At 53.8% G+C, this 20,131-nt stretch carries 16 protein-coding genes and 1 pseudogene; 11 read left to right on the top strand and 6 right to left on the bottom strand.

Annotated elements, in window-relative coordinates; all coding sequences use genetic code 11:
* The first annotated feature begins 211 nt into the window (after positions 1 to 211).
* From BZL43_RS08485 to fdhA, 3 genes are all read left to right on the top strand, one after another.
* Entirely contained in the window at positions 212 to 979 is a 768-nt protein-coding gene (locus tag BZL43_RS08485; RefSeq protein WP_095631892.1) for an SDR family NAD(P)-dependent oxidoreductase, read from the top strand.
* Between the two features lie 12 nt (positions 980 to 991).
* Positions 992 to 1,747: an SDR family NAD(P)-dependent oxidoreductase gene (locus BZL43_RS08480; protein WP_095631891.1), complete on the top strand. Its 756-nt coding sequence runs from the start codon at positions 992 to 994 to the stop codon at positions 1,745 to 1,747.
* Positions 1,748 to 1,944: 197 nt separating this feature from the next.
* Complete coding sequence (gene fdhA, locus BZL43_RS08475; RefSeq protein ID WP_095631890.1) at positions 1,945 to 3,144, top strand: formaldehyde dehydrogenase, glutathione-independent; 1,200 nt, start codon at positions 1,945 to 1,947, stop codon at positions 3,142 to 3,144.
* A 101-nt stretch (positions 3,145 to 3,245) separates the two neighbouring features.
* On the opposite strand, the gene BZL43_RS08470 is transcribed toward fdhA, so the two are convergent.
* From BZL43_RS08470 to BZL43_RS08455, 4 genes are all read right to left on the bottom strand, one after another.
* Positions 3,246 to 4,163 (bottom strand): DMT family transporter, encoded by a 918-nt coding sequence (locus tag BZL43_RS08470; RefSeq protein ID WP_095631889.1) that lies wholly within the window; start codon positions 4,161 to 4,163, stop codon positions 3,246 to 3,248.
* 198 nt (positions 4,164 to 4,361) lie between these two features.
* Positions 4,362 to 5,708 carry an FAD-binding oxidoreductase gene (locus tag BZL43_RS08465; RefSeq protein WP_095631888.1) on the bottom strand — a complete coding sequence of 449 codons (1,347 nt, stop codon included), beginning with the start codon at positions 5,706 to 5,708 and terminating at the stop codon, positions 4,362 to 4,364.
* Positions 5,705 to 7,222, bottom strand: a complete 1,518-nt coding sequence (locus BZL43_RS08460; RefSeq protein WP_095631887.1) for an aldehyde dehydrogenase — start codon at positions 7,220 to 7,222, stop codon at positions 5,705 to 5,707. Before BZL43_RS08460 ends, BZL43_RS08465 begins: the two co-directional genes overlap by 4 nt.
* Complete coding sequence (locus BZL43_RS08455; RefSeq protein ID WP_095631886.1) at positions 7,215 to 8,126, bottom strand: dihydrodipicolinate synthase family protein; 912 nt, start codon at positions 8,124 to 8,126, stop codon at positions 7,215 to 7,217. The genes BZL43_RS08460 and BZL43_RS08455 overlap by 8 nt, the downstream gene beginning before the upstream one ends.
* A 790-nt stretch (positions 8,127 to 8,916) precedes the next feature.
* Between BZL43_RS08455 and BZL43_RS08450 the strand changes: the two genes are divergently transcribed.
* Positions 8,917 to 10,152 (top strand): aromatic ring-hydroxylating dioxygenase subunit alpha, encoded by a 1,236-nt coding sequence (locus BZL43_RS08450; protein WP_095631885.1) that lies wholly within the window; start codon positions 8,917 to 8,919, stop codon positions 10,150 to 10,152.
* Positions 10,153 to 10,298: 146 nt separating this feature from the next.
* Here the strand turns inward: BZL43_RS08450 and BZL43_RS08445 are convergent, their stop codons facing one another.
* Entirely contained in the window at positions 10,299 to 11,252 is a 954-nt protein-coding gene (locus BZL43_RS08445) for a LysR family transcriptional regulator (RefSeq protein WP_168185072.1), read from the bottom strand.
* A 448-nt stretch (positions 11,253 to 11,700) separates the two neighbouring features.
* On the opposite strand from BZL43_RS08445, the gene BZL43_RS08440 reads away from it, so the two are divergent.
* From BZL43_RS08440 to BZL43_RS28515, 6 genes and pseudogenes are all read left to right on the top strand, one after another.
* Positions 11,701 to 12,738, top strand: coding sequence for a glycine betaine/L-proline ABC transporter ATP-binding protein (locus BZL43_RS08440; RefSeq protein ID WP_095631884.1), 1,038 nt, complete (start codon positions 11,701 to 11,703; stop codon positions 12,736 to 12,738).
* Between the two features lie 8 nt (positions 12,739 to 12,746).
* On the top strand, positions 12,747 to 13,751 hold the full coding sequence (gene proW / locus BZL43_RS08435; protein ID WP_095631883.1) for a glycine betaine/L-proline ABC transporter permease ProW: 1,005 nt from the start codon (positions 12,747 to 12,749) through the stop codon (positions 13,749 to 13,751).
* A gap of 69 nt (positions 13,752 to 13,820) precedes the next feature.
* Positions 13,821 to 14,864, top strand: coding sequence for a glycine betaine/L-proline ABC transporter substrate-binding protein ProX (gene proX / locus BZL43_RS08430; protein WP_168185071.1), 1,044 nt, complete (start codon positions 13,821 to 13,823; stop codon positions 14,862 to 14,864).
* A gap of 86 nt (positions 14,865 to 14,950) precedes the next feature.
* Positions 14,951 to 16,300: an MmgE/PrpD family protein gene (locus BZL43_RS08425; RefSeq protein ID WP_095631882.1), complete on the top strand. Its 1,350-nt coding sequence runs from the start codon at positions 14,951 to 14,953 to the stop codon at positions 16,298 to 16,300.
* A gap of 48 nt (positions 16,301 to 16,348) precedes the next feature.
* Complete coding sequence (locus BZL43_RS08420; RefSeq protein WP_095631881.1) at positions 16,349 to 17,383, top strand: GlxA family transcriptional regulator; 1,035 nt, start codon at positions 16,349 to 16,351, stop codon at positions 17,381 to 17,383.
* A 100-nt stretch (positions 17,384 to 17,483) separates the two neighbouring features.
* Positions 17,484 to 17,645 (top strand): annotated as a pseudogene (locus BZL43_RS28515) (MFS transporter); the annotation flags it as partial.
* Between the two features lie 181 nt (positions 17,646 to 17,826).
* Here the strand turns inward: BZL43_RS28515 and BZL43_RS08410 are convergent.
* Entirely contained in the window at positions 17,827 to 18,765 is a 939-nt protein-coding gene (locus BZL43_RS08410; RefSeq protein WP_095631880.1) for a hypothetical protein, read from the bottom strand.
* Between the two features lie 582 nt (positions 18,766 to 19,347).
* Between BZL43_RS08410 and BZL43_RS08405 the strand changes: the two genes are divergently transcribed.
* Positions 19,348 to 20,121 (top strand): NYN domain-containing protein, encoded by a 774-nt coding sequence (locus BZL43_RS08405; protein ID WP_218228029.1) that lies wholly within the window; start codon positions 19,348 to 19,350, stop codon positions 20,119 to 20,121.
* The last annotated feature ends 10 nt before the right edge of the window (positions 20,122 to 20,131 follow it).

Here is a 20,131-nt window from a genome sequence, read left to right as displayed (position 1 = left end):
CGTCACTGTACACCTCGGAATCTGTGGCGTACACGGCATGTACATCGGCGTACATTTTTTAGACATATGTTCGCCATGCCAAGAGGATGTTGCGCGCGCGATTTTTTGGATAACGCCACGTCATCCTTTGGCCCAGTAAAAAAGTTGTTGGACGCTGCGATCCATTGAAACCAAATAATGGCTGCGCCAAAAACTTCAGGCAGGTTGCCCTATGAAATTCAATAATAAAGTGGTGGTCATTACCGGCGCTGCCGGCGGTGTCGGACAGGCGCTAGCACTATTGTTCGCCCGAGAAGGCGCCAAGCTTGTCTTGTCTGATCTTGATGAAGCCGGTTGCAAATCAATCTCCGCCAAAGTCCATGACCTGGGCGCAGAAGTCCACTACGTGGCAGGCGATTTACGCCGAAAAGAATATTGCGAAGCGATTGTCCAAACCGCCGTCGATGTTTTTTCGGGGATCGACATCGTATTGAACAATGCGGGCATCATTCCCCGCGGCACGATTGAGGAAACCACCGACGACATGTGGTTCGACGCCATGAGCGTAAACCTGAATGCGGTGTTCTTCATTTGCCGTGCCGCGATACCGCACATGAAAAATCGCCCGGGCGCCGCAATCGTCAACACATCATCTGTCTGGGGCATTTATCCCGGCCCCGCTCATGTGGCGTATTGCACAAGCAAAGGGGCTGTTGCGGCGTTAACCAAAAATCTGGGCCGCGATTGCGCCCCTTTGGGCATCCGTGTCAACGCCGTATGCCCGCACGAAATCAACACCCCGATGATACGCAGCGGCTTTGAGCGTCGCGGCCTGGATCCGGACAAAGCCGTGCAAGAACTGAACAAGAGCGTGCCATTAGGCCGCATCGCCGAGCCTGAAGACATTGCGGATGTCATCGCATTTCTGGCGTCCGACGAGGCCAGGTACATCGCCGGTGAAACGGTAGAAGTCACAGGCGCCAAGCCGGTATCCGGCTAAGGAGAGGTAGCGATGCTCAACGGTAAAAATGTAGTGGTGACCGGGGGCGGCAGAGGGATTGGCCGAGGCATCACCGAACAATTGCTTGAGGCGGGAGCTTCTGTGTTGATCGCTCAGCGTCAGGCACTGGACGCCGACTTGCAAAATCACCCTCAAGTCTATTTCGTCGAGGCTGATCTCGCCTCGATGGAGTCACCCAATTTGATTGCCCAGTTCGCCCAGGAGCAGCTTGGCGGAATCGATGTCCTGGTTAACAACGCCGGGTTCATGTTCGAGAAATCCATTGATGATATGACCGAGCAGGACTGGGATCGCATGATGGCAGTCAATCTGCGGGCGCCAGCATTCTTGTGTAAGGCGTTGGTGCCTCAGATGCGTCAGCGAGGCCGTGGCAGCATTATCAACATCGGTTCGATCGAAGGCATAGGCGCCAACCCTGAACATGCCGCGTACTGTGCCTCCAAGGCCGGCATCCATGGGCTGACCCGAGCCTTGGCAATCGATCTCGGCCGGGACGGGATCCGCTGCAATGCCATTGCTCCAGGGTGGATCAATTCCGAGTTGAGTGATGCGTACCTCGCCGCTCAAGCTGATCCGCGTGCGGCGCGCCTGGCACTCCTGCGCCTTCACCCGGTCGGGCGTACCGGATTGCCGGCGGATGTTGGCGGGACAGTCGTATTCCTGGCCTCGGAGTCATCGGCCTTTATCACCGGGCAGGTGCTGGTGGTGGATGGGGGACGCACGGCGAAACTACCACTGCCGTTTTGACTAAATGCTCTCGCCGGGTACTGATACCAGGCGTAGGATCGATACGATGACTGCTAATCATGCGTCGTTGGAAGGTGACTTCCAACCAATCTGCATTCACGCGCAAACGCAAGACATATACCGCCGCACTGTAAGGCCATGCGACCCTTCGCAGTACAAGGGCCGTGTTCTCACAACAACAAAAGCGAGGTGAAATCATGTCTGGTAATCGTGGTGTCGTGTATCTCGGCGCAGGCAAGGTCGAGGTGCAGGCCATCCCCTATCCGAAAATGCAAGACCCGCGCGGCAAGCGCATTGACCATGGCGTGATCCTGCGCGTGGTCTCGACCAATATCTGCGGCTCCGACCAGCATATGGTGCGTGGTCGGACCACGGCTCAGGTCGGGCTGGTGCTTGGCCATGAGATCACCGGCGAGGTAATCGAGAAGGGCCGCGATGTGGAGAACGTGCAGATCGGTGACCTGGTCTCGGTGCCGTTCAATGTCGCCTGCGGCCGTTGTCGCAGTTGCAAGGAACAGCACACAGGCGTCTGCCTGACGGTCAACCCGGCGCGCCCCGGCGGTGCCTATGGCTATGTGGATATGGGCGACTGGGTTGGCGGCCAGGCCGAATACGTGCTGGTGCCGTATGCCGACTTCAACCTGCTGAAGCTGCCTGATCGCGACAAGGCGATGGAGAAAATCCGCGACCTGACCTGCCTCTCCGATATCCTGCCGACCGGCTACCACGGCGCGGTGACTGCCGGTGTCGGCCCTGGCAGCACGGTGTATATCGCCGGTGCCGGTCCGGTCGGACTGGCTGCCGCCGCCTCCGCCCGTCTGCTGGGTGCGGCGGTGGTGATCGTCGGCGACGTCAATCCGCTGCGTCTGGCCCATGCCAAGGCTCAGGGCTTCGAGATCGCCGACCTGACCAAGGACACTCCACTGCACGAGCAAATCGCCGACCTGCTCGGTGAGCCGGAAGTCGATTGTGCGGTCGATGCGGTGGGCTTCGAAGCCCGTGGCCACGGCCATGACGGCGCACAGCACGAGGCCCCGGCCGAAGTGCTCAACGCCCTGATGGGCGTGGTGCGGGTCGCCGGCAATATCGGTATCCCCGGTCTGTATGTCACCGAAGACCCGGGCGCGGTCAACAAAGCCGCCAAGCATGGCAGCCTGAACATCCGTTTCGGCCTCGGCTGGGCCAAGTCCCACAGCTTCCACACCGGCCAGACCCCGACGATGAAGTACAACCGCCAGCTGATGCAGGCGATCATGTGGGACCGGATCAAGATTGCCGAGGTCGTCGGCGTGCAAGTGATCAGCCTGGACGACGCGCCGCGCGGTTACCACGAGTTCGACGCCGGGGTGCCGAAGAAATTTGTCATGGACCCGCACAAGCTGTTTAGCGCGGCCTAAGGGGTAGGTTGGGAAAAGGGCAGCGTTGAGCTGCCCTTTTTTATCGCAGCCTCGCCCTGAAAACCAAACACGCATTGATTACTTCATACACTCAGGTACGTTCACGCCTTTGCCTTAATCGCATACAGCCCCCCAATAATCACCAACGCTGCACCGACAATCACCCAGGTGTCCGGGCGCTCGGCAAACACGATCACACCAATCAACGTGGCGAACACCAGCAGCGCATAGTTGAACGGCTGCAGGGAAGAAGCGGTCGCGTATTTCAGTGCTTGAATGAAGAGAACCTGTGCGACTACTCCGGTCAATGCCAGGATCCCCATCAAGAGGCCCTGGACTGGAGTCGGAGTCACCCATGCAGGCAGCCCCGCAAATGTGACCGTCAGGGCACCCACACTTGCCATGTAGAGCATGTTCGTTGCGAAGGAGTCGTGCTGGCTAATCCGGCGCGTCAGTACGTTGAACACCGCGAACGCCAAAGCAGCCAGCAGGGGGATCAGCGCCGCGAGTTCAAAGACGCCCGCGCCTGGTCGGAGAATGGTCAGTGTGCCGGTGAACCCTATCGCCGCAGCAACCCAGCGCCGCAGCCCTATGAACTCCCCAAGCACCGCCCCCGCCAATGCCAGTGTCATCAGCGGAAATGCGGCATAGAGCGCATGCATTTCGGCCAGGCCCAAATATCGTAGCCCCACTGCAAACAGTACGGTTTCACCCACAGCCAGCAACGCTCGAATGATTTGCAGCCAGGGGTGCTTACTGCGAAACGACACTTTTGCCCTACCGTGGCAGGCGGCATATCCGAGTGCAAAAATGACAAACACCCAATAGCGCATCATGACCAGTTGGGCGACCGGGAAGTCTTTGACAAGCACCTTGGTTATTCCGTCCTGGCTCGCAAAGATAAGCATTGAAAGCAGGCATAGAAAGATCCCGAGTTGTGGCCTCGCGACCCCAGGATTAGCGGCGACAGTGGGCGCAGTATTTTTTGTTCGGTCGCTCTTCAATCGCAACTCGGCCATGCCCTCCTCCTTAAAATTTCAGCAACGGCCTGTTTTTTACTTCGCCATTCGCATTTCTCTCGAAGGCCGGTAACCAAAACTCATCACGCCCACAAGCGCGAGCGCGCAGAATGCCTTCCAGATATTTCTCTTGGATTTCCGTTCTTATTAGTGACTTGTTAAACGGCCTTTATTGGAAAGTCCGACAACTTAAATTTGTTAACCTTCTCGCCCGGCCCAAAACTCATGCCAGCGAATAACCGAACTGACGCCCAGTTTCGTTATTATTTTAGGTGGTAGCTTGCTGGGACCTGGTGCGTGACAGAAGCTATCGAGAAACGCCGAACGCGTGCCCGATGCCAACTCCGCAGCCATCACACCTGCCAAGGTGCTTTTCACAGTACCCAGTCCATTTTCGCAACATGCCGAATACAGATTTTCTTCAATCTCGCCAAATGCCGCAGCACTGTTACGACTTAAGCACAGGCGGCCGGCCCAACTGAATTCCAACGCCGTGGATTTCAGCTCGGGAAAGCGCGCATCCAGGGAGTGACGCTGCTCCTTAGCCACCGCAGCTACCTGCTCTGGAGTGACTTGGATACTCGGTTCATAGGTGAACTTTGTCCGAATGACAATTCGCGAGAGACCGTCTGAAGAGATCTTGCGAACGGTCGCTCCCATTGGATCAGCCGGCAGCAACGCCCACTTGGCTTTGCCCGGCACCTCTTTCCTGAATTCATCATCACTGTACGCCGCCGTCATGGACGCGTAAGTGAAGACGTGCAGCAGGCGTCCTTGATAATGGCCGAAGTTTTCAATGTGCCCGTTAACCCCCAGGATGACCTTGGGTGCGTGCACCGTACCGTTATGAGATCGAGCGCTCCAACCGTTTCCCTGCTTGGTCAACTCAATAATCGGAGAGCGCTCGAACAGCGTGATTTTCCCGTCGAGCCCTGCTGCCAGGTCTCTAATGTATTGCGCGGGTTGAATCATCACCGCGCCGGGAGTGTAGATCCCACCGTGGTAATAGGTGGACCCGGTGATTTCACGCATTTGCGCGGCATCGAACATCTCGAACTTCTCACCAATGCGCTCAAGGGATTGAGCGTAATTGACGTTCAGCTTCAATCCCCGCTCAGTGGCGGCTGCGTTGATTTTCCCGGAAGGATCGAACGTGTCGGCAGACATGCCGTACTCCCGTGCAGCTTCAGCGGCAAAAGCAATCGCAAAACGATTTTGCGTGATTTCCAGGGCCGTTGCAGACTCACTCGCCACGGAGTATTCCCCGGACGACAGACTGTGCGGCACATCGATCATGAAACCAGAGTTTCTGCCCGCCGGCCCCTTGGCGACTTCATGAGCATCGACCACAACTATGCTGTCCCCCGGGTGCAGTTGTGAAAGTCTGCGAGCGGCGGACAGGCCGGCAAAACCGGCCCCGATAATCAGCCAATCCGCCGTCACGTTTCCATCAAGCATGCGCACAGGCGCAGTGCGTGCGGAAATCGCCTCCCAACCTGAAACTCCGGTGTCTACCGGCAGGCGCTTGATGGTATGGGTGCTCATTTTTCGGTCTCTTCATCCGACCGATCAGACACATCGATCCAGATGGTTTTGATTTCGGTGTACTGATCATGAGCAAAAATCGATTTGTCCCGGCCGCCAAATCCCGACTCCTTGTAGCCACCGAATGGTGTCGATGCGTCGCCCTCACCAAAGCAGTTCACGGTGACGATGCCCGCGCGAATTTCCCGCGACAACTTGATTGCCCGGCGCAGGCTGCCGGTATAGACCGAGGCGGCCAGGCCGTACACCGTGTCATTGGCCAGCGCAATGGCTTCGCTGATCGTGTTGAACGTGGTGACCGAAAGGATCGGGCCGAAGATCTCTTCCTGGAACAGCCGGTCGTCTCGACCAACACCGTCAATCACCGTTGGCTCTACAAAGGCACCGTCTTTGGTCGCACCACCGTAAACAACTTGAAGCTTTCCGGCGGTGGCGTGCTCAAGGTACGACTTCACTTTTGCGAAATGCTCTGGGCTGACCAGCGACCCTACGCGATTCTGCGGATCGAGTGGGTCACCCATTTTCCATTCGCGGATGTAGGCGCCCATGCGCTCCAGCAGTTCGTCTTTAACAGACGCATGGACGATCAGACGTGAAGTCGCGGAGCAGTTTTCGCCCATGTTCCAGAATGCGCCGTTGACGACATGCTGAGCAACGAGATCCAGGTCTTGGGTATCGTCCATCACCACGGCCGGATTTTTTCCGCCGCACTCAAGGACGATGCGTTTCAGGTTCGAATCGGCGGCGTAATGCAGGAAGCGGCGGCCGGTCGCGGTGGAGCCGGTGAAGCTGACCATGTCGACATCGTTATGCAAACCGATGGGCTCACCAACGTCTTTACCCGTGCCGGTGACAATGTTGAGTACACCAGCGGGTATACCGGCTTCAAACGCCAGATGAGCGACACGCAGCGTAGTCAGCGAGGTTTGTTCAGCAGGTTTGACGATGACCGAACAGCCCGCAGCAAGCGCCGGACCGATTTTCCAGGCAAGCATCAGCAGCGGGAAGTTCCAGGGCAATACACAGCCCACCACGCCGATCGGCTCCCGGACCACCATGGTCAGCGCGTCGCTGCCAACCGGTGCTGTGTTGTCATAAATCTTGTCAATCAGTTCTGCGTGCCAGCGGATCGTGTGGATGGTGTCCGGGATGTCGACCAACTGACATTCACTGACCGGTTTGCCGCTATCGAGACTTTCGAGGACGGCCAGTTCGTGTTGATGGCTTTCAAGCAGGTTTGCAAACTTCAACAGAACCGCTTTGCGCTCCCGAGGAGAAATAGATCTCCAGCGTCCATCCTCAAATGCCTCCTTGGCATTGCTCACCGCGAAGTCGACATCATCGGACGAACAAGCTGCAACGTCGGTCAAAAAGTCACCGGTCGCCGGATTGTTCGTGGCGAAGGTTCTGCCAGAGATCGCGGGTTTAAACGCGCCATTGATGAACGCCTTGGATGGCAACGAAATGTCTTTGGCCAGAGCGGCATATTCGGCCTTGCTCAGAAGATCACCCATGGCTGGCTCCCGAAGAAATGTTGGCTACGTTACGTTTGAGTTCTGTAATGACCGACGCGAAACTCTGTTTTTCGTCCGCTTCAAGTGGCTGCAATGGCAGGCGCACGTTACCGACTTTCAATCCCGCAACTTCGCAGCCGTACTTGATCGACTGCACGAACTTGCCACCGTCCAACGCATTCATCAGCGGCATCAGCGCCGACATGATTTGGCGGCCTTTGTCGAAGTTCTTTTCGATCACGCAGGCTTCATAAAGCGCGACGTGTTCCTTGGGCAAAAAGTTGGAACCTGCGCACACCCAGCTGCGGGCGCCCCAGGCAAAAAACTCAAGGGCCTGGTCGTCCCATCCGCAGGACAAGGCGATGTTGGGGAACTGCCGGGCCAGCATATGCACCTGGCCCATGTCGCCAGAACTTTCCTTGATGGCGACAACGTTTTTCGATTGGCTGACACGCGTGAAATACTCTTCATCCATCGAAACGCACATGCGCCCCGGATAGTTGTAAAGCATGATTGGCAAATCCGCTGCGCGATCGATAGTGAGCGCGTGGATCGCGTTTTCCTGTGAGGTTGGCAGCGCGTAGGGCGGGGACGTGACGAGAATGGCGTCCGCTTTGATCGATTTGGCATCCTTGGCGTACTGAACTGCATCTTCGGTACGAATCGCCCCGGTACTGACGATTAGTTGCACCCGAGTGCCGATCACATCTTTGGCGTAGGCCGCCAACTCGGTGCGTTCTTCGGAGGTCTGCGCATAATACTCGCCGGTTGACCCGCCGATAATAATGCCGTGCACCTTCGCCTCAATCAGCGACTCCAAAACTTGCGAGTACACATTCCAGTCAATCTCCCCGTCCGAGTTATAAGGAGTTACTGCTGGCGTATAAATACCTTCAAATTTCAAGATAAATGCTCCGAATGCGAGTCAGGTGGAAGATAAACGAGCGCGTCAGCGTTGATGCCTTGAGGCGCAATAAAAAACTCCATGTTTCACGGGACACAGGCCCTGATGTTTAAAGTCCCTGTAAAGAGCAGTTTTCTGCTTTCACAAATGACCTGCAGAGGCTGTGTTACCAACTAGTGCGGTGGACTGCTGAATCCAGACTCGCATGCGCCAAGAAGGTGGTCAATAGAGTGTATTGCTGCCGCATACCTTTCTGAAAGGGTAAATCCTTCAGCCAATAAAATTAATTTTCCTTAATAATCAATAACATAAAAAATCATCACCGAAGCAGCGGCATCAATCGATAACATTTGTTTATGCATTGATAAGAGTAAATGTTTCTTGTTGACGCACGATTACCGTCGTAGCCTTACAACAGCGATATTCTACCGACACATTGGACAAAAGATTTTCTCGTACAGTCGTCTCATTAATTAAGATCTGGTTTCCCAAGCTCGAATTAAGGTGATGTAGAAATATAGCTATTGATGCAAACATTGGCATTCCAGAAATGTCTGCATGAATAAGGACTTGAACGAAATGAGTGCACGGATGGCACCATCATCCAAGAAGGCACACTTTTCGTAAGGCGCTTTCTGGACGTGGTAAACCGTTCCGGTTCGCGGATAGAAGCAGCACAGTTTGATGGGCTTGCATCCTCAGACGGTACTGCGAACTCAAGACCGTTTGGCCTCACCTCGCTGAGCAGGCTGAACGTTTCGCCCCCTTGGTATTTTGGAGTGTGTTGACCGTGAGCACTAAATCGGCAGTTTCAAATCTTATCGCGCAGCGCAAGCCTGACCACGCGCTGCCAGGTGCCCTTTATAGCGATCCAGACGTTTACAGGCAGGATCTGGAACAGATCTGGCACAAAAGCTGGATCTTCGCAGGGCACACATTTGAGCTGGAGAAGTCAGGTCAGTACCTGTCGCTGCAAATCGGCGACTACCCTGTCGCTATCGTGCGCGGCGCAGACAAGCAGATTCGTGCATTCCACAACGCCTGCCGCCATCGCGGTTCCAAGGTGTGCCCGGAAGCCAGTGGCAAAGTTGCCAAACTGGTGTGCCCTTACCACAAATGGACATTCGAGCTGGACGGCAAACTGCTTTTCGCCGGGAATATGGGGGACGATTTCGACAAGTCTCAGCATGGGTTGAAGTCGGTGCATTGTGAGGTCGTCGAAACGTACATCTATGTGTGCGTTGCAGAGGTCGCCCCAGACTTTTCGTCGTTCAGAAAATCCGTCACCCCTTTCGTTGCGCCTCATAACCTGGACGACTGCAAAGTCGCGTTTGAGTCGAACATCATTGAGAAAGGCAACTGGAAACTGGTTTTCGAGAACAACCGTGAGTGCTACCACTGCGATTGTACTCACCCGGAATTGATGCACTCATTCGTGGACAACCCATCGGTGGGTGGCGCCGGCGGCGATGAAGATCCCGAACTCAAAGAGCACTGGGATCGCTGCGAGGCGGCAGGTCTGCCTAGCCGATTGGTCATGGATGATAAAGGTCGTTTCCGAATAACGCGCATCCCCCTGTTTTCCGGGGCCGTCAGCTACACAATGGATGGCAAGCCTGCGGTCGCTGGCCGGTTGGACACCACCGGAGAAGCCAACATCGGTGCGCTGCTGTATTTCAACTACCCATCAACCTGGAACCACTTTCTGGGCGATCACGCGCTGAGCTTCCGCGTACTGCCCATTGGTCCGGGCGAGACGTTGGTCACCACAAAATGGATCGTCAAGAAGGACGCGCAAGAAGGTGTCGACTATGACATCGATCACCTGACCAAGGTTTGGCTTGCAACCAATGACCAGGATCGCACCTTGGTTGAAGGGGCACAGGTCGGCGTCAGTTCTCCTGCTTACGAGCCTGGCCCATTGTCGGTAGCCAGCGAAATTGGTGTGTGTCAATTTGATGATTGGTACTGCAAAACGATGCTTGATCAGCTCAATGACACCATCCCGTTAAGATCTGTCGGCTAAGTGCAACACTGCCGGTGGTGAGAATCATGAATGATCACCACCGGCATCCCCTTCAGTTCTGCCTTGAGCAATACCTGTTGGCGGTGGAGCTCCCCGCACCTCGAGTGATTGCTCAATCACGGCCGCCTTCCTTTCTTCTAAACGGCTCAGGAAAACTGGGCCAGAATCCAGTCGCGTAGCCGGCAACAGGCGTCGTCATTGATCCGGTCTTCACGAAATGTCAGATAGTGCTGGCTTTCATGGAGAACCACTTCCTCGTCGATCGGCCGAATCAGCGTGCCGTTTTCGATCAGGTTTTCGACCAGGTGATTCCAGCCCAGCGCTACACCTTGGTGTGTCAACACCATGCTAATCACCAGGTTGTAGTCATTCGCGTTGAAAACGTGAGGACTGTCGTGGGGGCGCTTCTCGATATCAACATCGTGATAAGCCAGCCAAACACCCCAGTCGACGTGCTCCGCTACCTGGGATCTGCCATAGGGGCTGAGGTTTAGCAAAACCCCGTCGCGTAATCCTTCCAGGCTGGATAGCTCAGGGTGCTCCGCTTTGTAACGAGGCGTGCACACCGGGTAGATGACGTCATGGAACAACGGATAGCTACGATACCCATCCTGAATCCTGGCCATCTTGGTGATGAAGATGTCCGGAGTTACACCCGGCTCCATCGACAAAAAGTTTTGAGTGGTTACCAGGTTGAGGTCGATGTCTGCGTTCTTGGTAAAAAACCCCGGCAGCTTCGCTGCGAGCCAGAGGGCTGAAAACGCGGGAGAACAGCAAAGCGTCAGCGTGCGTTTGCCTGCATTTTTGGTGCGAATGCGCTCCGCCGCTTGGGAAATATTGACGAAAGATAGCTGTGCCGCATCAAAAAAGATGGACCCGGCTTCCGTCAACTCGACCGCTCGACCCACCCTCTTGAAAAGATCCACCCCAAGGTACGCCTCAAGCTCCCGAATCTGACGGCTGATTGCCGCTTGGGTAACGCACAGCGCTTCAGCCGCACGCGTAAAGCTCTGATATTTGGCGGCGGCTACGAATGACTTCACTGCTTTCAGAGACGGCATTTTCAGCAGCGTCATGTCTGGATCGATGTGCTTAACCATAACCTAGAGTATTGAATATCCGATTTGGGGCCTTTCGGAGGGCCGTTAGGGATGAGATCGGCCGAAGGGTTCCACCTAGAGCCTACACTGGAGCGTAGCTGAAACAGTGAGTCTAAGACAGGCCCAGCGGCAGTCGTCTTCGCAACTAGCACTGCCGCAGTCGCAAATTGACCTATTTAAATGATTGATAACATCACGTTATTGATTGGCAGGAAGAAATGTTGTTAGACGCTGACCCTATTAGGTAATAACTTGGTTCTCAAGGAACTGCTTAATTCAGCGCCGACAAAACAAAAATAATAAACATCACATAATAAAGAGGATGGTCACAATGACTAATTCCCAATCTGTCTCCCATTTTGACTGCCCCCACAAGCACTGTCTTAACTGATCAAGACACGTACACCTAAAATCTTGATCTTACGTCGTAATTGCAGCAGGAGGGGTTATGAGTCTTGGTGACGAGATACTCTCGGTAAAAAACATTTACAAAGTCTTTGGTACTCAGCCAAAGCTCGCGATGGAGATGCTGGCTCGCGGTGCTGACAAGAATGAAATTTTCAGCAAAACCGGTCAAGTCGTTGGCGTTTTTGATGCCAGTTTCTCCGTAAAACGCGGTGAGATTTTCGTCATCATGGGACTTTCCGGCTCTGGAAAGTCGACGATGGTTCGGCTGTTCAACCGACTGATCGAACCGACCTCGGGCACCATCCATCTCAACGGCCAGGAAATCACCGGCCTGTCAGATGCTGATCTCCTCAGCGTTCGTCGCAAAGACATGAGCATGGTGTTTCAGTCATTCGCCCTGATGCCCCACATGAGTGTGATCGACAACGTCGCTTTCGGCCTGGAAATCTCGGGTGTCGAGGAAAGTGAACGGCATAAACGTGCACTTGAGGCACTCAAACAGGTGGGGCTCGATGGCCACGCCTACAGCTATCCGCATCAACTGTCCGGCGGCATGCAGCAGCGGGTAGGTCTGGCCCGAGCGCTGGCCAATGATCCCGCCATCCTGCTGATGGATGAAGCCTTCTCGGCACTCGACCCACTGATTCGCCACGAAATGCAGGGCGAACTGATCCGCCTGCAGGCAGAACAGCATCGCACCATCATCTTCATCTCCCATGACATTGACGAGGCTATTCGCATCGGCCATCGCATCGCGATCATGGAGGGTGGTCAGGTCGTTCAGATCGGTACCCCGCAAGAGCTGCTTTGCAACCCAGCGAACGATTACGTCAGAGCTTTCTTCAAAGGCTTTGATGCCTCGAAGATCCTCAAGGCGGGGGACGTCGCCAAAATTTGCGCAGAGCATCCGTACGCCATGGATCACTCCACTCCTACGCTTCGCGACGATGTACTTCTGCAGGACGTCTTTCACATCGTTGCTGATGCCGTTAATCCAGTTGCCGTGCTCGATCGCCAGGGTGTGTTCAAAGGCACGATCTCCAAGAGCCTACTGCTTCAAACAATGAGCCGACACTAACAGGCTCTATTTGCTGGCTTGCCAGGCTCGGACATTCAGGTGATGACATGAACGAATTCAATTTCCTAGACCCCTTTCAATCCATCAACGTCCCTTTGGGCCAATGGGTAGAAGTTGCCCTGAACTTTCTGGTTCATAATTTCCGCGAGATTTTCCGATCGATAAGATGGCCAATCGACCAGGTACTTAATGGTATTCAGTTCGGATTGTTGGCTATTCCTCCATCAATATTCATTATTATTGCAACGCTCTTCGGCTGGCAGATAGGAGGGAAAAAGATAGGCATACTTTGTTTCGTCACCCTCACCCTCTTAGGAGTGATCGGCGTATGGAATGACGCCATGATCACCCTCGCCCTGGTGCTCACTTCACTGTTTTTCTGTGCAGTTATTGGCATTCCGCTGGGCGTCCTGTGTGCCCGAAGTGACCGACTAGAGATGCTTCTGCGCCCGGTACTCGATGCAATGCAAACACTGCCTGCATTTGTTTATCTGGTGCCCGTGGTGATGCTGTTTGGCATCGGTAACGTACCGGGAGTACTGGTCACGATCATCTTTTCGGTCGCACCACTGATCAGGCTCACCAATCTGGGCATTCGCCAGGTACCGGAAGACAAGGTTGAAGCTGCACGGGCTTTCGGATGCACCCCACGCCAGATGCTGAGGCGGGTTCAACTTCCCTTAGCTGCACCGACGATCATGGCGGGTCTGAATCAGGCATTGATGTTGTCACTGTCCATGGTGGTGATTGCTTCAATGATATCGGTTGGTGGACTGGGGATGATGGTACTTCGAGGGATTGGCCGCCTCGATATGGGCTTGGCAACCGTCGGTGGATTGGGTCTGGTATTGCTGGCGATTTTCCTCGACCGACTGACCCAGGCAATGGGCGAACGCAGTAACAGGGCAACCAAAGGTGAACACTGGTACCAGACAGGACCGGCGGGCGTCATTTATCGCCTGAGAAGAAAAAACCCTGTCATGAAAATAGAAGTCAGTCCTAAAGAAAGCTAACTCCGCTAAGCGGCGCGTCGTGAACCAAAAGAAATGCCAACTTCTTTAATCCAGCCAAGGCAAACGATAATGAACTTCACAACCTTCGGAATAAAACAGAAATTCATTCACTCTGTGGCGCTTTTAGTACTAGCAGTCTCACCTGTTTTCGCATCAGCCGCCACGGCGCAGGAGCCCGGAAAAGGTGTATCAATCACCCCGATTTTCCCGTCAATCGCCGAAGAGCGATTTCGCGGAGAGATCGCAATGGCGGGACTCAAGGAATTGGGTTACGACGTTCAGACGCCTAAGGAAACCGAATACTCCACCATGATGATTGCGATTGCCAATGGTGACGCTGATTTCTCGGTTCATCTGTGGGAGGAACTGCACAAATCGTTCTACGCGAAGGCCGGCGGTGATGAAGCGATGGTGAAAACCGGCAATATTATGCCGGGCGTACTACAGGGCTACATGATCGATAAGAAAACGGCTGACCAGTATCACATCACCTCTCTCGATGATTTGAAAAAGCCAGAGATTGCCAAGCTGTTCGATAGTAACGGTGACGGTAAAGCGGACCTGACTGGTTGCAACCCCGGCTGGGGCTGTGAGCTGATCATTGCCCACCATATGAAAGCCTATGGCCTGGATAAGACTGTCACAAATAACCAGGGCTCCTATTTTGCCCTGATGGCCGACACCATTGCTCGTTACAAAGAAGGCAAGCCGATTCTCTATTACACCTGGGTACCTCAGTGGATCTCCGGTGTTCTGGTCGAAGGTAAAGATGTTGTTTGGTTAACCGTGCCACGTACGGATCTTCCAGGTGGTAAAAACGATGTCAACACTACCTTCAATGGTAAAAACCTTGGTTTCGCGGTCGACAGTGTCAGAGCGGTCATCAACAAAGAGTTCGCCGAGAAAAATCCGGCTGCCGCGAAGTTCCTGTCTGAAATGCAGATCTCTACTGACGATGAAAGCGCGCAAAATCTCAAAATGCACAATGGTGAAAAAAGTGCAGCTGACATTACTCGTCACGCCAAAGAATGGATCGCGGCCCATCACGCGAAATACAACAGCTGGCTGGTAGACGCACGAGCCGCGGCTAATACCGCCACCGCAAAAAATTAATCCCTTCATTTAAATCTGCATAAAAGGTTGCCCTTCCCCGGGCAACTTTTTATCCGTTTCGGCGTTCATCATTCAGGAATCATGAAATGCAGTTGTATTCATTCGTCCAGAATTTCAGTTACAAGGACGCGCCCCTGCATACACGCGAGTTGGTTAAAACTTGCCTGCTCGACATCATTGGTGTGGCCGCCGGTGCTCGCGACAATCAAACCAGCGTGACGCTCAAAACCTACGCTGACACCCACTACTCTGCCAACAAGCTGTCCAGCCGCCTTTGGTTCGACGGCAGAGTCGTGCATCCATTGGGCGCTGCGTATGCAGGCGGTTTCTGCGTTGATAGCCTGGATGCACATGAAGGTCACTTCACCTCCAAGGGACATGCGGGTGCAACCGTTGTCCCGGCCCTTGTTGCATTGGTTGACGCGTATCGCAGCCAGGGCAAAGACATCAGCGGCGAGGAATTCCTCAGCGCACTGTGCATCGGTTACGAGACCGCCCTGCGTGCGGGCGAGGCATTGATGGCCACCGCTCCTGAATATCATGCCTCAGGCGCCTTTTCCGGAATCGGGGTCGTTTGCGCCGGTGCCCGCCTGCTGAAGCTTGATGAAGCGACATTCCGTCATGCGCTGGGTATCGCAGAATACTTCGGCCCGAGATGCCCGATGATGCGCCTGGTGAGCTTTCCGACAATGTTGCGTGATGCCCACGGCGCCGGGGCGTATGCCGGACTGAACGCACTACTGATGGCGCAGCTCGGTGTCACTGGCGCCCCAGCCGCCACCGTTGAACCGTTGGAGATTTCCACTTTCTGGCAGGACATCGGAACCCGTTGGGAGATCGACGAGCAATATTTCAAGCCTTGGCCGGTATGTCGCTGGGCGCAACCGGCACTCACCGCCATGACCGATTTGATGCGAGCACATCCGGTCATCACTGCAGAGTTGATCGAGACCATAGATGTCGAAACATTCCATGAGTCTGTGTGCTTGCAAGGGCATTTTCCGAAGAACGCGGACGAGGCCCAGTATGCGCTGGCGTTCCCGCTGGCGGCCTTGATCGTTCGCGGGAAGCTGGGGCCAAAAGAGGTCACCGGTGATTCCATTCATGCACCAGACATCTTGAGCATCAGCGAGAAAATCACCCTTCATGAGGCGCCTGACCTGTCGACCAGGTTCCCGGAGGAAATTCTGTCCCGCGTCACGGTTACCCTGAAAGACGGCACGCGTCTTACGAGCCCAACCGCGACGGCCAAGGGCGACCCCGGCAACCCTATGTCGAGTGACGAACTCACCGCTAAATACCATTTACTGGCTGATGACAGTTTGGGAACCACACTCAGCAATGCCATCAAGAACAGTGTTGAGGCACTGCCCGGTAGTGATGACTGCCAATCATTCTTTGATTTGTTGCTGTCCGCTCCAAAAACCGCTGCTTAAATTGCGCAGCGTGTTCTTAGCTATTGGTTCAGGTGTCAAAGAGGATTTATGACATTCGTATTCGAGAGCGTGCTCAAAGACAAAAACATGGGGTACTCCTATACGGCGCAGAAACCAGTAAGGCCGCAGGCAGTGACTCGTGTGGCTTTCGTGCTTTTGAACAATTTCTCGATGATGTCGTTCACCGGCGCTATCGATGCGCTGGTGACCGCCAACCTGATTAGCGAGACACCGGCGTTCGAGGTGTTGACTGTCGGCATCAAAAACCGTCTGGTAATGAGCGATTTGGGCATTGCGATTTCAGCAGACCTGGAGCTGTCACAACTACCGGATCGTATCGACGTTCTCATTGTCGCCGGTGGTTTAAGAGTGAAGCTGGTCAGCGATCCACTATTACGACGCAAGCTGCGTAACGTCGCCTCTCTTGGCGCGACGATGGGAGGTTTGTGGAACGGTGCATTTTTCCTGGCGGAAGCTCAGCTAATGGACGGTGTCGAGTGCGCCTTCCATCCCGATGGACGAGCGATGATGAAGGATGTTTTCCCCAAAGTCTTGGTCTCTTGTCGAACTCACGTAATAGACAAAAACCGTATCACGTGCGCTGGCGCCAGCAGCTCGTTACGCATGATGCTCGAGCTCATCACTACTAAACAAAGCGTCTCGCTGACCCATGCTGTCGAGGAAATACTCAGTTGTGATCAGACCGCTGAAGTGTCTGGGATATCGACAGTCATCGTTGACTCTGACCCTACCTTGCCTCAAACCCTGAAGCTTGCTTTAGAACTGATGCAAAAGAACATTGAAGAGCCGTTATCCATCGACGAAGTCGCTGAGTGTGTGAACATTTCCCGACGACAATTAGAGCGTCGCTTCTGCCGTTTCGTGGGGGCCACGCCCACACGCTACTACCTTGAGCTGCGCTTGACTCGAGCGCGGCAGCTTATTCTGCAGAGCAATCGGCCCATCACCGATATCGCGATAGCGACCGGTTTCTGTAGTTTCGCCAATTTCCATATGCGTTTTCGTGACTTCTTTGGCGTAGCGCCAAGCAGTTATAGAGCAACGTATGAGCGCAGGCGCTAGGTTTTCCGAAACCTCGGCCCGCCAAACACACACAAGAAACCCATACTGTCTAAGCCCAACAAACGATGGCTTGCATCATCGATAAGGATTACCGAGAACTATGAATGCTCCATCGCCCGTGTTGGTACCCACGGCTAACCACATCGAGCGGATGTCTACACGCATCGCCTTCCTTATCGCGGGTTTACTCATGTCCGCATGGGCGCCTCTGGTCCCATTGGTTAAAGCCCGCGCTGGCCTGGACGATGGCGGCCTGGGCTTGTTTGGATGTATAACATTTGGATAAGGGGTGGGCTTTATCCCGCTCCAGCGAGCTAAGTAAACAAAGAAAGAAAAAGAAAGGGGACAGATTTTTTACGTGACAGTATGGAAAAACAAATCTATCCCATTTCTTGAAAAATAAAATCCGCACCATTTCTTGTTGTGCCATTTCTTGAGAAAAGTCATTTCGAAAACAACATACCAGAACTGCTAGAACTACTCAGAGGTACCGGATTGATATCAGACCATTCACCGTTGATTAAAGCATAATAGTTCCATCCGCTGTCTGTTCTAAGTCCAAAGATGAAGGCACCCAATGGTATTGACAACATGGTGGGCAACGCATCCTCTGCTGCAGCTTTGACTTTTGCAGCTATTATCTTGGCATCCTCCTCGCTCTTGCCTTCTGACATTGCCAACTGGACGACCGACGTGGTTATACTCGTTATCGTGTCCGCAGATGCTCCTTTTTCCTTATAAATACTCCGCAATGTTGTTGCCGTGTAGCGGTTTTCCGGCCAAGCGCTCATCAAAGTATTTGTTGCAACATCCACAAGACCCTCCCCTCTGCGGGCAACATAAGGTTGAGTTCCGGGTCTTTCAGTTATCGAAACTCTCCGCCGCATATTAGGCGCCTTATTTTTGAGTGCCGTCTGCTCGGCTTTATCGCGCCTCACGTGACCCGACTCGTAACTAAGCCCAACGTCTGCGGCGATATGAAGAACAAATTCGTCAGTAATAGTGAACCTGCAGCCACTTAGCTCGACTGTGATAAAAAACTCATGATCACTTTCGTAGTCGCTACGTTGAACGCACGTAACTTTTTTAGCGGAGTAATTTAATAGATAGACCTTCGTCCAGTCATGACCAATTTGTTTCGATAGTTCCCAGTGACACTCTCCTGTTTTTTTTGCGCTTACATAGATCGATGCCCCATGGGTCGCAAAGCTTTTGTCTCCTGCCAACAAGACTCCTTTACCTTCAACCTGCTTTATTCTACTTCTGTTATTTTTTAGCAGATCCCAAAAGACAATATTGTCTCGCTTATCTGCATCACCCGATGAACTAGAGTCTCCATTTTCGCTTTTGCTTTCTTCATCCTTAATAGTCATTGGTATCATAAGTCTAGCTCCGCGATAGTGGTTAATGCAGGCTAGTACATCTGGCCGCTTGCGCAAGGGATCAGCAACTCCCTCATAAAATATCGCAAGTGGGGTTACGTGAAATGGTACGTGCGTGAAAAGAGGACGTATTCATTGGGGATAGCTGACCGCTTAGCCCAGAAACTGTCCTTCCAAATCACACAATCTCGCAGAAACAGAAGACCTGACACCACCCTAACAGAGGCAGCGGTCAATCTTGATTGACGCGTTAATGACCAGGGTGAAGCTTTTAAGCTACTTGCTCTTGTATCTTTAGTACGATGCAAAAGCATACCTATCTTTTTGTTATTAAATGAAAAAATACGGATTTAAATTCTAGTGGATGCGAGTCATTCGAAAACGTCTCCATGTCGGCCTGAGGACCAGCGCAGCGATAGGGAAAAAGCCCGCTTACGACGACACTGCACATCAACTACAAAAAATGAAATATCTGGCGTGAGTGTCCCGACTCCAACCGCACCACAGGCCAGCACTGAGTCTTGAAGGCCGTGCCGGCCTGATGACATAGTGGCGACTCATCGAGACTGATAAGGATCCATCGTGGAGTCGAAACGGATAGCACTGCTGATTGACTGCGACAACGTAAGCCACGCCGCTATCGGCGGTGTGCTCGATGAGCTTGCCAAATATGGCATGGTGAACATCAGGCACGCTCACGGCAATTGGAGCTCTCCGCACCTTGCAGGCTGGGTCGAGAAGGTCCACCCCTACGCTATTCGACCCATGCAGCAGTTCGCTTTCACGAAAGGCAAGAACGCCACTGACTCTGCAATGATCATTGACGCAATGGACTTGCTATACAGTAAGAACGTCGATGCCTTCGCGCTCATGACCAGCGACAGCGACTTCACCCCGCTTGTGCTGCGACTGCTTGAAAGCGGCCTGCCAGTGTATGGCTTTGGCGAGAAGAAGACTCCTAAGCCGTTCGTGGATGCCTGCTCTCAGTTTATCTACACAGAGAACCTGATGAGCGACGATCAGGAAAAAGCTGCCGAGGGCGAACCACCACAATCCACGAAGCGAACCCGGAACGAGCTGCGCAGCGACACGTCCCTTGTCCGATTGCTGAGGACAGCAGCAGAGAAAACCGCAGACGACGCCGGGTGGTCGCATCTCAGTCAAGTCGGTCAATTCATCCGCAACAACAGCTCGTTCTCAGCAGTCAATTACGGGCATCGTACGCTGGGCGATCTCATTCGCACGTCAGAGCTATTCGAGATCGATATGCGCCACGGTGGAACCGCGATGTTTATCAAGAACACACGCAAATCAAGCCCCACGACGCACCACCAGGCCGAAGCAAGTACATCGTAGGAACAAGCCT

It is taken from the genome of Pseudomonas sp. PICF141, from assembly GCF_002286815.1.
Classification (GTDB): domain Bacteria; phylum Pseudomonadota; class Gammaproteobacteria; order Pseudomonadales; family Pseudomonadaceae; genus Aquipseudomonas.
The sequence above is the reverse complement of the archived record's forward strand: the minus strand, read 5'-3'. Positions and strand labels throughout refer to the sequence as shown.

Excerpts from the sequence above, each read along its gene's own strand:
- BZL43_RS08480 (WP_095631891.1), top strand. The coding sequence starts at position 992 with ATGCTCAACGGTAAAAATGTAGTGGTGACCGGGGGCGGCAGAGGGATT.
- BZL43_RS08445 (WP_168185072.1), bottom strand. The coding sequence starts at position 11,252 with ATGGTTAAGCACATCGATCCAGACATGACGCTGCTGAAAATGCCGTCT.
- BZL43_RS08410 (WP_095631880.1), bottom strand. The coding sequence starts at position 18,765 with ATGATACCAATGACTATTAAGGATGAAGAAAGCAAAAGCGAAAATGGA.
- BZL43_RS08465 (WP_095631888.1), bottom strand. The coding sequence starts at position 5,708 with ATGAGCACCCATACCATCAAGCGCCTGCCGGTAGACACCGGAGTTTCA.
- BZL43_RS08425 (WP_095631882.1), top strand. The coding sequence starts at position 14,951 with ATGCAGTTGTATTCATTCGTCCAGAATTTCAGTTACAAGGACGCGCCC.
- BZL43_RS08440 (WP_095631884.1), top strand. The coding sequence starts at position 11,701 with ATGAGTCTTGGTGACGAGATACTCTCGGTAAAAAACATTTACAAAGTC.
- BZL43_RS08485 (WP_095631892.1), top strand. The coding sequence starts at position 212 with ATGAAATTCAATAATAAAGTGGTGGTCATTACCGGCGCTGCCGGCGGT.
- BZL43_RS08420 (WP_095631881.1), top strand. The coding sequence starts at position 16,349 with ATGACATTCGTATTCGAGAGCGTGCTCAAAGACAAAAACATGGGGTAC.
- BZL43_RS08470 (WP_095631889.1), bottom strand. The coding sequence starts at position 4,163 with ATGGCCGAGTTGCGATTGAAGAGCGACCGAACAAAAAATACTGCGCCC.
- proX (WP_168185071.1), top strand. The coding sequence starts at position 13,821 with ATGAACTTCACAACCTTCGGAATAAAACAGAAATTCATTCACTCTGTG.
- fdhA (WP_095631890.1), top strand. The coding sequence starts at position 1,945 with ATGTCTGGTAATCGTGGTGTCGTGTATCTCGGCGCAGGCAAGGTCGAG.
- BZL43_RS08460 (WP_095631887.1), bottom strand. The coding sequence starts at position 7,222 with ATGGGTGATCTTCTGAGCAAGGCCGAATATGCCGCTCTGGCCAAAGAC.